General features: G+C 53.7%; 9 protein-coding genes and 8 pseudogenes. 8 read left to right on the top strand and 9 right to left on the bottom strand.

The features are described 5' to 3' along the window. Nucleotides 1-322, top strand: a 322-nt coding sequence (locus T260_RS122540) for a secondary thiamine-phosphate synthase enzyme YjbQ (RefSeq protein WP_023634579.1), incomplete at its 5' end; no start/stop codon positions are given. Nucleotides 323-448: 126 nt separating this feature from the next. Here T260_RS122540 and map read toward each other — a convergent pair. Together map and T260_RS122550 are read right to left on the bottom strand one after the other, a co-directional pair. Further along, nucleotides 449-1,198 (bottom strand): type I methionyl aminopeptidase, encoded by a 750-nt coding sequence (gene map / locus T260_RS122545; protein ID WP_014195932.1) that lies wholly within the window; start codon nt 1,196-1,198, stop codon nt 449-451. 263 nt (nt 1,199-1,461) lie between these two features. Beyond that, nucleotides 1,462-2,766, bottom strand: coding sequence for a sensor histidine kinase (locus tag T260_RS122550; protein ID WP_014195931.1), 1,305 nt, complete (start codon nt 2,764-2,766; stop codon nt 1,462-1,464). A gap of 269 nt (nt 2,767-3,035) precedes the next feature. Here T260_RS122550 and T260_RS0121205 point away from each other — a divergent pair. From T260_RS0121205 to T260_RS122565, 6 genes and pseudogenes are all read left to right on the top strand, one after another. After that, nucleotides 3,036-5,102: pseudogene (locus T260_RS0121205) on the top strand (immune inhibitor A domain-containing protein); the annotation flags it as partial. A 125-nt stretch (nt 5,103-5,227) separates the two neighbouring features. Beyond that, nucleotides 5,228-5,524, top strand: coding sequence for an immune inhibitor A domain-containing protein (locus tag T260_RS0121200; RefSeq protein ID WP_031213283.1), 297 nt, complete (start codon nt 5,228-5,230; stop codon nt 5,522-5,524). A gap of 159 nt (nt 5,525-5,683) precedes the next feature. Further along, nucleotides 5,684-5,929 carry a hypothetical protein gene (locus T260_RS122555; RefSeq protein ID WP_020278820.1) on the top strand — a complete coding sequence of 82 codons (246 nt, stop codon included), beginning with the start codon at nt 5,684-5,686 and terminating at the stop codon, nt 5,927-5,929. A gap of 209 nt (nt 5,930-6,138) precedes the next feature. Next, the gene (locus tag T260_RS122560; protein ID WP_014195925.1) at nt 6,139-6,933 is read left to right on the top strand and encodes a uroporphyrinogen-III synthase; all 795 of its coding nucleotides are present in this window, start codon (nt 6,139-6,141) and stop codon (nt 6,931-6,933) included. A 171-nt stretch (nt 6,934-7,104) separates the two neighbouring features. Beyond that, nucleotides 7,105-7,206 (top strand): annotated as a pseudogene (locus T260_RS1000000140905) (pyruvate synthase alpha chain); the annotation flags it as partial. A 112-nt stretch (nt 7,207-7,318) separates the two neighbouring features. Then, nucleotides 7,319-7,846, top strand: coding sequence for a hemerythrin domain-containing protein (locus tag T260_RS122565; protein WP_020278823.1), 528 nt, complete (start codon nt 7,319-7,321; stop codon nt 7,844-7,846). A 217-nt stretch (nt 7,847-8,063) separates the two neighbouring features. Here T260_RS122565 and narI read toward each other — a convergent pair whose 3' ends face one another. From narI to T260_RS1000000140575, 7 genes and pseudogenes are all read right to left on the bottom strand, one after another. Next, nucleotides 8,064-8,768 (bottom strand): respiratory nitrate reductase subunit gamma, encoded by a 705-nt coding sequence (gene narI / locus T260_RS122570; protein WP_023634577.1) that lies wholly within the window; start codon nt 8,766-8,768, stop codon nt 8,064-8,066. Next, nucleotides 8,744-9,181: pseudogene (gene narJ / locus T260_RS1000000141110) on the bottom strand (nitrate reductase molybdenum cofactor assembly chaperone); the annotation flags it as partial. The pseudogene narJ and the gene narI, both read right to left, overlap by 25 nt. A gap of 23 nt (nt 9,182-9,204) precedes the next feature. Continuing rightward, a pseudogene (locus tag T260_RS1000000141105) lies at nt 9,205-9,441 on the bottom strand (nitrate reductase molybdenum cofactor assembly chaperone); the annotation flags it as partial. 54 nt (nt 9,442-9,495) lie between these two features. Further along, nucleotides 9,496-9,723 (bottom strand): annotated as a pseudogene (gene narH / locus T260_RS1000000140685) (nitrate reductase subunit beta); the annotation flags it as partial. A 24-nt stretch (nt 9,724-9,747) separates the two neighbouring features. Then, nucleotides 9,748-11,109: pseudogene (gene narH / locus T260_RS122575) on the bottom strand (nitrate reductase subunit beta); the annotation flags it as partial. After that, nucleotides 11,099-13,908: pseudogene (locus T260_RS01000000138185) on the bottom strand (nitrate reductase subunit alpha); the annotation flags it as partial. The pseudogenes T260_RS01000000138185 and narH (T260_RS122575), both read right to left, overlap by 11 nt. Nucleotides 13,909-14,012: 104 nt before the next feature. Beyond that, nucleotides 14,013-14,915: pseudogene (locus tag T260_RS1000000140575) on the bottom strand (molybdopterin-dependent oxidoreductase); the annotation flags it as partial. 171 nt (nt 14,916-15,086) lie between these two features. Between T260_RS1000000140575 and T260_RS122580 the strand changes: the two are divergent. Then, a partial coding sequence (locus T260_RS122580; protein ID WP_023634575.1) for a metal-dependent hydrolase occupies nt 15,087-15,303 on the top strand: 217 nt, incomplete at its 3' end.

Genomic DNA, 15,303 nt, shown 5'->3' with positions numbered 1-15,303 from the left:
AGAAATGCTCAAAAAAATACGCCGAAAAGTCGTTTATTGTCCGCATACAACGGCTGGCATCACCATTAACGAAAACGCGGATCCAGATGTCAAGCGCGACATGATGCGCCGTTTTGATGAAACGTATCCGTGGGAGCATCCGCTTGACCGCCATATGGAAGGAAACACGGCCGCTCATATGAAAGCGAGCACGGTTGGCGCGTCGCAGCACGTCATTATTCACGAAGGCCGGCTGCTGCTTGGACGCTGGCAAGGTGTGTATTTTTGTGAATACGATGGGCCGCGCCAGCGGACGTTGTATGTGAAGGTGATCGAAGGTTAGCAACCATAATTTTATTATGTAAACAAAAGGAAAAGAATAAGGCGGAGAGACGATAGATAGGTTAGCAAGAAGTTTGGGCGAATTATGGATAACCCCCGGACAAAGTGTTTTGTCCGGGGGTTACCGTTACGCCGGCGTCGTTAAAATGAGCGGCCCGTTTTTTGTAATGGCGATCGTATGTTCATATTGCGCTGAATACGAGCCGTCGATCGTTCGCGCCGTCCAGCCGTTCGGATCCATTTTGCTTTGCCATGCCCCCATGTTGACCATCGGTTCGATCGTGATGACCATCCCCTCCTTTAAACGCATCCCTTTTCCTTTTTCGCCGAAGTGGGGGACATACGGCTCTTCGTGAATCGTCGGGCCGATGCCGTGTCCGGTGAAATCGCGTACGACGGAAAAGCCGTGCGCTTCGACGTACGTTTGAATGGCGTGGCCGATGTCGCCGATCCGATTGCCGAGAACGGCTTGCTCGATTCCTTTATAGAGCGACTGCTCGGTGACGTTAAGCAGCTTTTCCACGTCTTTGCCGACGTCGCCGATGGCGTACGTCCAGGCGGAATCGGCGAGCGCTCCGCGCAAATTGACGACAAAATCGATCGTGACGATATCGCCTTCTTTCAGCGGCTCATTGCGCGGAAACCCGTGGCAAATTTCATCGTTAATGGAAGCGCATGTCGCATACGGATAGCCGCGGTATCCTTTTTGTTCCGGTTTGGCGCCGTATTTGGCCAAAAACGTTTCAACGAACCGGTCGATTTCCATCGTTGTGACGCCCGGTCCGATGCGTTTGGCGATCTCTTGATGACAGGCGGCGAGCAGCTTCCCCGCCTCGCGCATCAATTGAATTTCCCGTTCCGTTTTGACGTGAATCATGCAACTGTCTCCTTTTCCCTCGATGTGTTTCGCTTCGATAGTATTGTAGCAGAAACCGCTGTGATGTTAAACTAGGGCGATCCGTTCGCAACTGGGGATCTATTCCTGAATTTTACCCAAAAATAGTTTACTCATCTGTGCGAAGGACGGCTAAAGGAAAAGATGCCCAGACCAAAAGAAAAGGCCCTTTGATGGCTGGGCATACAGGATATCGATATGTTGACCTTTGTTCACAAGAGCCCTTGCGGCCGGTCTTCGCTATATCATAAGGCGGCAAACAGCTGTTTTTCTTTATCAGAAATCGTTGAGGAAGAAGGAGACGGTGCGAGCGGCAAATAAATCGACACCGTCGTTCCTTTATGTATTTCGCTTTCGATGCGAATCGTTCCGTTCATCGATTCAATGATGCGGTAGACGACCATCATTCCGAGCCCCGTGCCTTTGACGCCTTTCGTCGTAAAATACGGTTCGCCAAGCCGTTCGAGCTGTTCTTTCGTCATGCCAACGCCGGTATCAGCGATGCGGATGAGCACACGTCCGTTGTCAATGGAGACGTATACTTGCAACGTCCCGCCGTTAGGCATCGCTTCGATGGCGTTTTTCATTACATTGAGCAAACATTGACGGAATTTTTCGCGCTCACCGATGACGGAAAATGGGGCAAGCGTCGCTTGAATATCGACGCAGCTCATATTGGCGAGCGGGCGGAGGATGTCAATGACTCGCTCGATTTCGAGCTTCACGTTCAGCTTTTCCGGCGTCTCGGGCGCCGGCTTGGCAAACGTCAAGTAATCGGTGATGATCGCTTCAGCTCGGTCAAGCTCCTCAATGGCGATGCGCGCATACTGGCGTCGTTTGTCGGCAGCGAGCGGCTGCTCTTCGATCAGTTGGATAAACCCACGCGCCGCGGTGAGTGGGTTGCGAATTTCATGAGAGATGGAAGCAGCTAAATGGGTGACGGCTTCCATTTTCTCGGCGCGAATCACTCGTTTGCGCAGCGCGATGTTATGGTGCACCATTTCCTGAAACGAACAAACGATGAGCATGCTGATGGGCTGTACAAACAAAAAGATAAGCGCAACGGAAGGCGGAGGAGAAACCGCAGCAGCCATCCACTCCGCTATGGCGACGGTCAATAGGCCAGAGCCGAAGCTGAGCGATGCAGCGAACAGCGTGCGCTGTTTGGTTGGCAGCTCGACAAACCGTTTTGTCAATAAACTGCTTGTTGCAGCGATGGCGATGGAAACGACGACGGTGACGAAGACGCCAGCTCCGCCGAACAGCGAGCGGTAGGCGATCGCCGTAAACGCTAAAACCGTCGCCGCCCCCGCTCCGCCGTACAAACCGCCAAGCCACAGAGGAATTTGCCGCAAGTCGAAGATGAAATCGCTCTCTGTTCCGACCGGGAGGGTGATGCATAACATGATCACGACGGCGTAACAAATGGTCGGCAAATAAAGGCGGAATCGTTTTGGCCTCTTCTCCTGCTCCGTACAGAGGGGAACGAGGAACACCGGCAGAAGGATGAAAAACAAGTTGAGCAAAAAGTCTTTGAAAATATTCAGCATCGCGGCACCTTCTTTCCCATCGTCAAGCTGCATAACCAGAATTTCTACAAAAACTGCGAATATATTACATTGTAACTGGAAAACTGTCTGGATGTTAAGGTGAAATCGATAGCCTTTTTTTGCTATAAATCTCGTTTTTTCGACAAATATAGGTAAAAAGAACTATTTTGTTCTTGATAAAAAATACCCTTTATTTTTTTATATTATTCTATAATATTTTAATTGTATATATTTTCTATCAACCTTTTATTTGATATGGAGGGATATTTTTGAAAAAACGGTCGATTCCATCACTTGTTGCGGCGCTGTCGCTCGGCATCGGGCTGTGGGCATCTCCGGCGGAAGCGCCGAAAGCGGCTAACGCCCCCGGCATTCCAGCTGTGAAGCAAGGGGGACCGGTCGATTTTGCGATTGCCAATGAGGAAAAGCTGGCGGAAATGTTGAAACGGAGCGGAAAGCTTCGCGCTGATGCGACTCCTGCTGAGGTGGAACAAGCAGTGCGCGACTATTTGCGGCAAAAGGCGATTCATATGCCGCGGGGAAAAGGAGAATTATACGATAAAGAGGCAAAGCGCGCCGAGGCGATGCAGGACGGACAGCAGACAAATGGCGTGCTGAACGGGAAAGGGAAAAAGCTCGGACAATCGAAAACGGCTTCCGTGCCATCCGTCAAGCCGGAGCCATGGAACGGCGGCAAGCGGGTCGACCGTGTACTCGTTTTGCTCATCGAGTATCCGGACTTTCCGCATAACAACATTCAGCCAACTGAAACGGATATGTATTATAAAGATTATACACGCGAACATTATGAAGATATGATTTTCGGCGGCGATGACGGCTATTACGATGGACCGAATGGCGAGAAGCTTATCTCAGTAAAAAAATATTATGAAGAGCAATCAGGCGGCAGCTATTCCATTGAAGGAAAAGTGGCAGGCTGGTATCAGGCGAAGTATCCGGCTAAATACTATGGCGGAAATGTACCGGCGCCGGATGGCAATGACGTCAATCCACGAGCGCTTGTGCGCGAAGCGCTGGCGGCAGCCGCCCAGGATCCGACCATTGATTTGCGTGAGTTTGACCAAGAGGATCGCTACGATTTAGACGGCGACGGCAATTATCGCGAACCGGACGGTTTGATTGACCATTTAATGATCATTCACTCCAGCGTCGGAGAAGAATCGGGCGGCGGTTCGCTCGGCGGCGATGCCATTTGGTCGCACCGCTGGAATTTAGGATCGGTGTACCGCATTCCGAATACGACGACGGATGTGCCGTATTGGCGCGGCCAACTGGCGGCTTACGATTATACGATTGAGCCGGCTGACGGGGCGGCAGGAGTGTTTGCTCACGAATACGGCCACGATTTAGGGCTGCCGGATGAATACGATACGATTTACTCCGGTCTGGGCGAGCCAGTTGCCTATTGGTCGATTATGTCAAGCGGAAGTTGGGCGGGACGCATTCCGGGCACCGAGCCGACCGGCTTCAGCGCCTGGGCGAAACAGTTTTTGCAGTCGACCATGCCCGGCAGCAACTGGCTGAGCGGAACGACCGTTGAGTGGAACGAAGTAACGCCAAACGGTGTTGAAGTCGTGCTCGATGAAGCGAACACGAAAGGGACGAACAACGATGCCGTGCGCATCAACTTGCCGGACAAAGAAACGGTCATCACGACCCCGCCAAGCGGTGCGTATGCCTATTTCTCCGGCAGTGGAAACAACTTAGATCATACGATGTCAACGACGATCGATTTGACGAGAGCGTCCAAGGCGACGCTGGCATTTGATACATGGTATGCGATTGAGAAAGACTGGGATTATGGGGCGGTAGAAGTAAAACCGCATGGCAGCAACGAATGGACAACAATTCAAGGAAACATTACGACGACCAACAATCCGTACGGGCAAAACCCGGGCAACGGCATTACCGGTACGTCAAACGGCTGGGTGAAGGCGGAATTTGACTTGTCGGCCTATGCAGGACAAACGATTGACCTTCGCTTCCATTACATCACTGATGTAGCGGTGTCGGAAGCTGGCTGGTATGTTGACAACATTCAAGTGACGGCAGATGGAACAATCGCGCTCACAGACGATGCAGAGGGCGACAGCGCTTTCGCGTTGGACGGTTTTGCGAAAAGCGACGGCATCGCGCGCTCGAAGCATTATTATTTGCTTGAATGGCGCAACCACCGCGGCGTCGATGAAGGGCTCGCCCATATTTTGCGCGGCGACCGGCTTCTTTCGTACGATCCAGGGCTTGTCGTCTGGTATGTGGATGAAGGCTATGACAACAACTGGACGGGCGTCCATCCGGGCGAAGGGTTTCTTGGCGTTGTGGATGCCGTTTTCGGCTTTGTTTTATTGGGTAAAAANCAGGGCTTGTCGTCTGGTATGTGGATGAAGGCTATGACAACAACTGGACGGGCGTCCATCCGGGCGAAGGGTTTCTTGGCGTTGTGGATGCCGACCAGCATACGTTAAAATGGTCGGGCAATACGACAGCGTCGACTCGCTATCAAGTGCACGATGCGGCGTTCAGCCTGCAAAAAGGAGCCCCATTCCGCGTGGCAATCAATGGCTCACAGCTGATCGACAACGATACATCGCCGACGCCGGTGTTTGACGACAGCCGGTCGTATGACAATAAAGGGGCCGTCGACGCCGGCCGGAACGTGCCCAACTATGGCCTAAAAATCCGCGTCATCGGTGAAAGCGTTGACCGCACGGCAGCGCGTGTGTTGATCCACCGCTGACCACCTCCAAAGGCGCACGGAACATTTCCGTGCGCTGAACATTTATCGACACGGTTTGTCATCCCTTCGTCGAATTTGTTGATTTTTCTTTCCCCCTTTTTTCCGCTTTTTCCGTTTATAATCATAAGTAGGATCGGATGAGAAGGGGGAACAATCAGAATGGAATGGTATGAACAGCTGTCGGCGTGGATTGCCGAGAAGCAGCCGGTGCGTGTAAAAACCTATCAAGGGGAAGCGGTCGTGCTGCCGGTCAAGCTGTATCAGGACACGCGCAAACTGTTTGTTTACAACCGGCAAATGCGTCTAATGAACATTCCGTTGGACCGGATCATTTCCGTCGAGCCGACGCGCATCATCGGTTCCTTTGACCGTCGGGGAGAAGAGGCCATGGTACATACTCGTTGAACGGAGGGCACGCGTCTTTGGGCGCGTGTTTTTTTGATGGTGGTCGGCTGTTTCTGCCTGCGGTCTGTTCTGTTGCGCTGGGCTCTATACCCAATGAAGGCGGCATTCGCGTTGCGATGTGCCAGGGAGCGGAATGGTTTTTGTTGCATAGGCAAAGACCATCTTTTAGAATGGAAAGGACGAACGACTGACCATAAGGGGGAAGGGACATGCATGGCAAACGGATTGCCTTGTGCGCGTCACGCAAACTGGACGAAATGACAACGCTTATTGAAAAGCAAGGAGGAACGGCCATCATTCGTCCGGCGCAAGGGACCGTCTTTTCAAAGGGAAGCGAACTGGGAGAGGAAATGCGAACCGTCATCGCCATGCGGCCGGACTGGATCGTATTTACGACGGGAATCGGCTTTGAGGCGCTGTTGGAAGCGGCCGACCGGGAGGGAATGGCTGCTCAATGGCATCGAACGATCAAGGAAGCGAACGTGGCTGCCCGCGGCTATAAAACGGTGACGGCGTTGAAACAAATCGGCGTCACCCCGGTGGCCGCAAGCGAGGACGGGACGACGAAAGGGTTGATTGCTGCTCTTTATGGGCACGACTTTGCGGAAAAAAACGTTGTTGTACAGCTGTACGGCGATACCGCGCCAGCCTTGAAGCAGTTTTTTCTTGAACAAGGCGCTTTGTATACGGAATTGTTGCCATACCGGCATATCGCTCCGGATGAGGAGACACTGGCGACATTGTATAAAGAAATCGTCGGGCGCGAAGTCGATGCCGTCTGTTTTACATCGGCGATGCAAGTCCGCTTTTTCTTTTCGTTCGCCCGCGAGAAAAAAGAGATCGCACCGCTGCTTGACGCGTTTCGCACCGATGTCGTGGCCTGCGCCGTTGGCAAAGTGACAAAAGAAGCATTGGAAGAAGAGGGAGTCGATCGCGTCATCGCCCCGGAACATGAGCGGATGGGAGCGATGATTGTGACGCTTGCCCGTTATTTTCAACAATAAGCCCTGTTGAGGGTTGTTTTATATCAATTGTCCAACCTGCTATATAAGAGATCATCTTTTTGTTAAATGTTTTATATTATGTGTTTCATCAAAAATGCTAAACTGTTTATTTTTTGTCACAGTTTTTCGAACATTTTCCGCTTATAATAAAACTGGGGATGTATTTTTCATATGAAAGGGCGGGGCGAGCATGAAACGAAGCTCATTCCAGCAGATGGCGAGCACGGTTCGGCGGGGATTTGCTACGGCGCGTCGCTCATGGGGGCGAGCGTGCTGTTTTTTTTTGCGCTTGCCTGTCGGCGGTGTGATATGACTCACAACGATGGAGATGCTGCACACAGTATAATGGAAACAACGGACGGATCATAAAAAGGAGGAATTGATGATGCATTCATTTTGCCATATGGGCGGCCCTGAAGGGGTGAAATTATGCGCCGGTCTGGCGCAATTAAAACAAGAACACGGCCCGCTGCGCGCCCAAATGGAGCAGCTGCTTGCCGCAGCGGAGGCGATCGGCCGCGGGGAAAATGACCGCAACTGGCGTGAGCCGCTCGCTGATTTGAGAGAAAAAGTTGAATCGTTCGTCGCCGCCCTAGATCCGCATTCGGAGCGGGAAGAAGGCGTATTGTTCCCAATGATGGCTCGGTACATCGGGCGGACGACCGGCCCTATCGCCGTTATGGAATACGAACACGAACAGGCGAAAACGCGCCTTTCCATGTTTTTAGAAAAGACCGCCCAGCTGCCGGAGAACATCGACAGCAGGCAGGCGTTGACGCTTGCCGGCGCGGTGATTGAGGCGTATCATATTTTGGATGAGCACTTCATGAAAGAGGAGAACGTGCTCTTCCCGATGGCCGAGCGGTTGTTGTCCGATGCGGAGAAAGAGGAGCTGTTTGCGCGCATTAACTAAGTAACAAATGGAAAACAGGATGCCCCAAACGACGGGCATCCTGTTTTTTATTATTGGTTCATTTGTTGGCAGGTTGTTATGCGATCGTTAGGGTATGCGGAAGCGCACGTTGTTTCGTTCCCGCCACCGTTAAAGTTGACAGGCCGGCTGTTAGGCAATCGGTTTGCCCCCTCCGCCTGTTCAGTTTAGGGTTCCTGATGTGACGCCCGCCGCTCGCTTACTTGGCGCGGTTGACCGGCTCTGCTTGTTTTGGCATTCGCTTTCGATAGACGACGTAGCTGCGCTGCAAGTAGCGGAGCGGGAAGCTGAATACGTGAACGAGACGGGTGAACGGCCAGACGGCGAACAAACCGAATGCAGCGAGAATATGAATCTGAAACCAAAGCGGCACCGCTTCCATATAAGCTGGGTTCGGACGGAACGTAAGAAGGCCGCGAAACCACGGGCCGATTGTCGTCCGGTAATCAAACCCGTGCGAATCGATGTTCAGAAACGTCGACGACAACCCGCTGGCGATCACGACAAGCAAAAATCCGAGCGCGACCCAGTCGCCGGTGCTGCTTGTCGTCCGTACGCGCTTGACCGTCAAGCGGCGGCGAAAAAGGATCACGAAACCAACGAAGGCCGCCAAGCCGGCCGGAATGCCGCCTGCCAAGGCGAGGGCGTGGTACATCTCTTCTGTCACGCCAAGCGCCTCGTAAAACGGCTCGGGAATGAGAATGCCCATCACGTGGCCGACAAACACGAACAAAATGCCCCAGTGAAAGAGAAGGCTTCCAAGGCGCAACTGCCGTTTTTCGAGCAGTTCGCTTGATTTGGATGTCCAGCCAAACTGGTCGCGCTGGTAGCGCCAAATATGGCCGGCGACAAATAGGACAAGCGCCAAATACGGAACAATCACCCAGAGAAATTGGCTGGCCATGCCGTTGCACCTCCTTTCGGGAGCGGCGTCACGCCGAGTTGAGTGAATGTGTGATTGAGCGCGTCAAACAGCTGTGCATACGGGCTGCCTGCCGCTGCCAGCCGGTCGCCGATTTCGCGGATATGGCCGGCATAATCGGCGAGCAAGGCGGTCGTATGCTCTTGATCTGCATAGGCCATCCATTCAAGCATGAGCGGCAAGTAGTCGGGCAGCTCGTGATCGGAGACGGCGAATCCGGCCGCCTCGTAGCGCGCTTTTAAGGCGACGAGTTCGATTCCGCGCTCCCGCTGCTCGCCGTTTGTCATATACGTCAAGTACAAATTCGTTTTTTTGCCGAAATCAAATGTTTCGACATATTGCTCCATCCGCTCTCGAGCCGGGGTGACCGCGAGCTGTTCGGCCACAAAAAAAAGCCGAAAAANGTCATATACGTCAAGTACAAATTCGTTTTTTTGCCGAAATCAAATGTTTCGACATATTGCTCCATCCGCTCTCGAGCCGGGGTGACCGCGAGCTGTTCGGCCACTGCCAAAAGCGGCGCGCGGACGGTTTCATCGTCAAGCGAGCGGATGGCGTCTAGGCAGTCAGGAAGCGATTCGGCCCACTGTTCGTCCGGGTAAGACAACAAATACGATACACATAGAAAGACCGTTTGTTGTTGTTCGCTGTTCATCGTAAATCCTCCATTTCATTGTTGAAGGGGGCGGGGCTCGCCTTCTTTCTCCTTTTACAGCGTGCCGCAAGCGCCCGGGCCGCCGGCGAACGCCAGCCCGCAGCTGCCTTGTTCCGCGTACAAGTCAGCGACTTCTTCGCGGTGCGATGCTGGAATGACGAAGCGGTCTTCGTATTTGGCAATCGCGAGCAAACGGTACATCTCTTCAATGTCTTCACGGCTTAAGCCGAGCGATTCAATGAGGCGGATGTCCGGCTGTTTGTTCGTTTGTTTCGCCCGCATGTTTTTCGGCGCGATTTTATTCCGTCGGANTTCGTATTTGGCAATCGCGAGCAAACGGTACATCTCTTCAATGTCTTCACGGCTTAAGCCGAGCGATTCAATGAGGCGGATGTCCGGCTGTTTGTTCGTTTGTTTCGCCCGCATGTATGAGCGCATGGCCGCCATTTTTTTCAATGTCGTGCGGATGTGCGCCGTATCGCCCGCCGTCAGCAAATTCGCCAAATATTCGATCGGAATGCGCATTTCATCAATGGCCGGGAAGATGTCATCGGCGCTCGCTTGGCTTCCTTTTCCTTCGATCGTATTCATGATCGGGCTCAGCGGCGGAATGTACCATACCATTGGCAGCGTCCGGTATTCCGGATGCAGCGGCAAAGCGATTTTCCAGTCGACGATCATTTTGTAAATCGGCGAGCGCTGTGCGGCGGCGATCCATTCGTCCGGGATGCCCGCTTCTTTCGCTTCGGCGATGACAGTCGGATCGTTCGGATCAAGGAAAATGTCCAGTTGAGCGTGATATAGCTGTTTCTCATCGGCGACGCTCGCCGCTTCTTTCACTTGATCCGCATCATACAGCATGACGCCGATGTAGCGAATGCGGCCGACGCACGTTTCCGAACAAATCGTCGGCATGCCGGCTTCGATGCGCGGGAAACAGAGCGTACATTTTTCCGCTTTGTTCGTTTGCCAGTTGAAATACACTTTTTTGTACGGGCAGCTTGTGACGCAATACCGCCAAGCGCGGCAGGCGTTTTGGTCGACGAGGACGATGCCGTCCTCGTCGCGTTTGTACATGGCGCCTGACGGGCAGCTCGATACGCATGACGGATTGAGGCAATGCTCGCAAATGCGCGGCAAGTACATCATAAAGACATTCTCAAATTCCGCTTGGATCGCCTGCTCCATTTTGACAACGTTCGGATCACGCAAACCGGTGATATGGACGCCGGCCAGATCGTCTTCCCAGTTCGGCCCCCATGACAGCTCCATCCATTCGCCGGTGATGCTTGATTTCGGCCGCGCCACTGGCTGGTATTGTTTTAGCGGGCTGTTCGTCAACGTTTCATAGTCGTAATTCCACGGTTCGTAGTAATCGTCGATCGTAGGCTGGTACGGATTGTAGAACAAGTTGACGAGCCGCATCGCTTTCGAGCCGGATTTGAGCCGCAGTTCGCCGTTTTTCAACTCCCAGCCGCCTCTATACTTCTCTTGGTTTTCCCATTGTTTCGGATAGCCGATTCCGGGTTTCGTTTCAACGTTGTTAAAGTACATGTATTCAGCGCCGGGGCGGTTCGTCCATGTGTTTTTGCACGTGACGCTGCACGTATGGCAGCCGATGCATTTGTCCAAATTCATCACCATGCCGACTTGCGCTTTAATCTTCAAGCCAATCAACCTCCTCGAGTTTGCGGATGACGACGTACAGGTCGCGTTGGTTGCCCGTCGGTCCGTAATAGTTGAATCCGTAGCTTAACTGTTTTTCGGCCTCATTTTGCTGAGTTGGGTNTGCGTCGGCTTTACGTGGATGCGCGTCGGGCTGTTGTGCGTGCCGCCGCGGTTGTTTGTCAGCTTCGTGCCCGGCACGTTAATATGGCGGTCTTGCGCGTGGTGCATAAACGCCATGCCGCGCGGCAGCCGGTGGGAGACGACGGCGCGGGCGACGACGACGCCGTTTTCGTTGAAACATTCGATCCAGTCGTTGTCGTTGATGCCGGCTTCGGCCGCATCATCTTTGTTCATCCACACGGTCGGCCCGCCGCGGAAAAGCGTCAACATCGGCAAGGAGTCGAAATACATGCTGTGGATCGACCATTTGTTATGCGGCGTCAAATAGTTCAAGATGACTTCCTTTCCGTTTTCTTTCGGGCGTTTGTTTGAAAACGGACGGTGCGGCAACACCGGCTTGAACGTCGCCATCGTTTCGCCAAACTCGTGCATCAGTTCATGATCGATGTAAAACGACTGCCGGCCGGTCAACGTCCGCCACGGGATGAGCCGTTCGACGTTCGTCGTAAACGGCGAGTAGCGCCGCCCGCCTTTTTCCGAGCCGCTGAACGCCGGCGAGGTGATGACCGTTTTCGGCTGGGCGGTGATTTGTTCAAACGTAAAGCATTCTTCCTCGCGTTCTTTCGCTAAATCGGCCAATTTCAAATCCGTCTTTTTCTCAAGCGCCTCCCACGCTTTCACCGCCATTTTGCCGTTTGTAGTTGATGACAGCGTCAAAATCGCTTCAGCCGCTTTTTTCGCTTCGCTGATATCCGGGCAGCCGTCGGCGATGGAAGCGCGCCGGACAGTGCCGAGCCGGCGTTTCAACTGTTCATACTCGTCTTTCGCTGACCAGGCAATCCCTTTTGTGCCGATCGGCTGGCGGGCGACGTTCGGACCCAGGGCGGTCATTTGATCGTAAATGAGCGTATAGTCGCGCTCGATGACATGAATGTTCGGCATCGTTTTGCCCGGAATCGGTTCGGTTTCGCCTTTGCTCCAGTCTTTCACTTCACCGAACGGCTGCGCCAGCTCTTGCGCCGTATCGTGCAACAGCGGAGTGGCGACGACTTCTTTCATCGGCTTTAAGCCGGCTTGTTTGGCGACATCAGATACGGCTTTCGCGAGTGATTTGAAAATATCCCAGTCCGAGCGCGCTTCCCAGAGCGGAGGCACGGCTGGATTGAACGGATGGACGAACGGATGCATATCCGTGCTGCTTAAGTCATGTTTTTCATACCATGTCGCTGCCGGCAGGACGACATCGGAGTAGAGCGCTGTGCCGGCCATGCGGAAGTCCAAGTTGACAAGCAGATCGAGCTTGCCTTCCGGCGCTTCATCGCGCCAGCGGATTTCTTCCGGGCGCAGGCTGTCGCGGTCATCGTTTAACAAGCCGTTCGTCGTGCCAAGCAAATGTTTTAAGAAGTATTCGTGCCCTTTGCCGGAGCTTGAGATTAAGTTGGCGCGCCAGACGATCAAGTTGCGCGGAAAATTCGCCTCGTTGTCCGGATCTTCGATCGCAAACTGCAATTCTTTCTTTTTCAGCTGTTTCGCGACGTAGGCGCCGATCTCTTCCGGCGTGCGGGCTCCATGGCTTACTGCTTCGTTATACAGCTCGATGCCGTTTTTGTTAAACGTCGGGTACGACGGCAGCCAGCCAAGCCGCGCGGCCAAGACGTTGTAATCGCCAGGGTGTGAATAGCGCGCTTTTTTGGCCAGCGGTGAGATGAGCTCATCGACCGGCCGCTCTTCATAGCGCCATTGGTCGGTCGCAAAGTAAAAGAATGACGTGCCGTTTTGCAATTTCGCTGGTCCGACCCAGTCGCGGGCGGTGGCGATTGTCTGCCATCCTTCCACCGGCCGCAGCTTTTCCTGCCCGACGTAATGGGCCCAACCGCCGCCATTCACCCCTTGGGCGCCGACGAACAAGACAAGGTTCAAGACGGCGCGGTAAATCGTATCGGAGTTGAACCAATGGTTGATCCCGGCGCCGACGATGATCATCGACCGGCCGTTTGTGTCGATCGCGTTGTCGGCAAACTCACGGGCGATTTTCACGACGAGTTCGCGGTCGACGCCGGTGATCGCTTCTTGCCATGCTGGCGTGAATGGCACCTCGTCATCGTACGAGCGGGCGACTGTGCCGCCGATGCCGCGGTCAATGCCGTAGTTGGCCAAAATCAAATCATAGACGGTCGTGACGTAAACGTCTCCTGTTACGGTTTGCACTTTTTTCACTGGAACCGCGCGTTCGATCGTTTTTCCGCCCTCAGCGGTGAAATATGGAAGCTGGATCGAGATGACTTCATCTTCGCTCCCTAAAAACGACAGGCGTGGCTCAAGCGGCTGTTCTGTTTCCTCATCAACAAGACGCAAGTTCCATTTTCCTTTGTCTTCCCAGCGAGCGCCGATCGTTCCATTCGGCACGACAAACGAGTCGGTGTTTTCATCATAGATGACCGGCTTCCATTCGGCATTGTTCGTTTGTTTGCCAAGGTCTTTCGCCAACAAGAAGCGGCCGGCCGTCCATGCGCCGCCGTTTTGTTTTAAGGTGACGACAAACGGAAAATCGGTGTACGTTTTGGCATATCGTTCAAAATATGGAACGGTCCGTTTGACGTAATATTCGTTTAAAATAACATGTCCCATCGCCATCGCCAAGGCGCCGTCCGTCCCTTGCTTCACCGACAGCCAGTCGTCGGCGAATTTTGTCGACTCGGCGTAATCTGGGCTGACGGAGACGACTTTCGTGCCGCGGTAGCNGCGTCAAGCGTGAAAAACAGGCCGAAAATCCCTTGCTTCACCGACAGCCAGTCGTCGGCGAATTTTGTCGACTCGGCGTAATCTGGGCTGACGGAGACGACTTTCGTGCCGCGGTAGCGCACTTCGGCTAAAAAGTGAGCGTCCGGAGTCCGGGTGAGCGGGACGTTCGAGCCCCAGGTGATGATGTAGCCGGCGTTGTACCAGTCGCTTGACTCCGGCACGTCCGTTTGGTCGCCCCAAATTTGCGGCGACGCCGGCGGCAAGTCGGCGTACCAATCATAGAAGCTTAACATCGGCCCGCCCATCAGCTGCATGAAGCGCGATCCGGCGGCATGGCTGACCATCGACATGGCTGGAATCGGGGAGAAGCCGACGTTGCGGTCCGGGCCGTATTTGACGACCGTATACAATAAAGAAGCGGCGACAAGCGTCAATGCTTCATCCCAGCTGACGCGCACGAATCCGCCCTTCCCGCGCGCCTGTTTGTAGCGCTTCGCTTTTTCGCGGTCTTCAACGATGCTTTTCCACGCCTCAAGCGGGTTGTTTGGATGATGGGAGAGCGCCTCGCGCCACATGTCAAGCAAGATGCCGCGGACATACGGGTATTTGACGCGCAGCGGGCTGTACATATACCATGAGAAGCTCGCGCCGCGCGGGCAGCCGCGCGGTTCAAAGTCCGGCATATCCGGCCCGGTCGACGGATAGTTGAGCTGCTGTCCTTCCCAGGTGACGATGCCGTTTTTGACGTAAATGTTCCAGCTGCACGACCCCGTGCAGTTGACGCCATGGGTCGAGCGGACGACTTTGTCGTGCTGCCAGCGGCGACGGTACGCATCTTCCCAGGCGCGGTCGCCGTAGGTTGTTTCGCTATGGCCGTCGGCTTGGCGCTCGATCGGCCGAATATATTTGAAACGGTTGGTGAGCGGAGATCGTTTTCGTTTCATTTGCTTCACTCCTTATTAGCGTTGTGTACTTTTAACTATAGCCATGATGTCAATAACGCGATGTTAACTTTGTCACACTTGGCATCATTGTCACAAATCCGTCAAAGAAACGAACAAATATTCTTTTCTGTGGTATAATGGGGAAAACGATAAAAGTTTGAGGGGATTTCGTTGCGATACTCCAGCCATGTCATTGCCACATTATGCCTCGGCGCGGCGGCGGCCGCGCATACAAAGCTGCCGTTTACCGCCGCCTATACGGCGGGGCTTGTCATCGGCAGCCTTCTTCCTGACATTGACGAGCCGTCGTCATACGTCGGCCGCCGTTCGTTCGGCGTCGCGGGGAAAGTAAAAGAAGCGTTTTTCGGCCTGCTTTTCCGGTGTTTTC

Origin of the sequence: Geobacillus thermopakistaniensis (assembly GCF_000498995.1) — a bacterium.
GTDB lineage: Bacteria > Bacillota > Bacilli > Bacillales > Anoxybacillaceae > Geobacillus > Geobacillus thermoleovorans.
The sequence above is the reverse complement of the archived record's forward strand: the minus strand, read 5'-3'. Positions and strand labels throughout refer to the sequence as shown.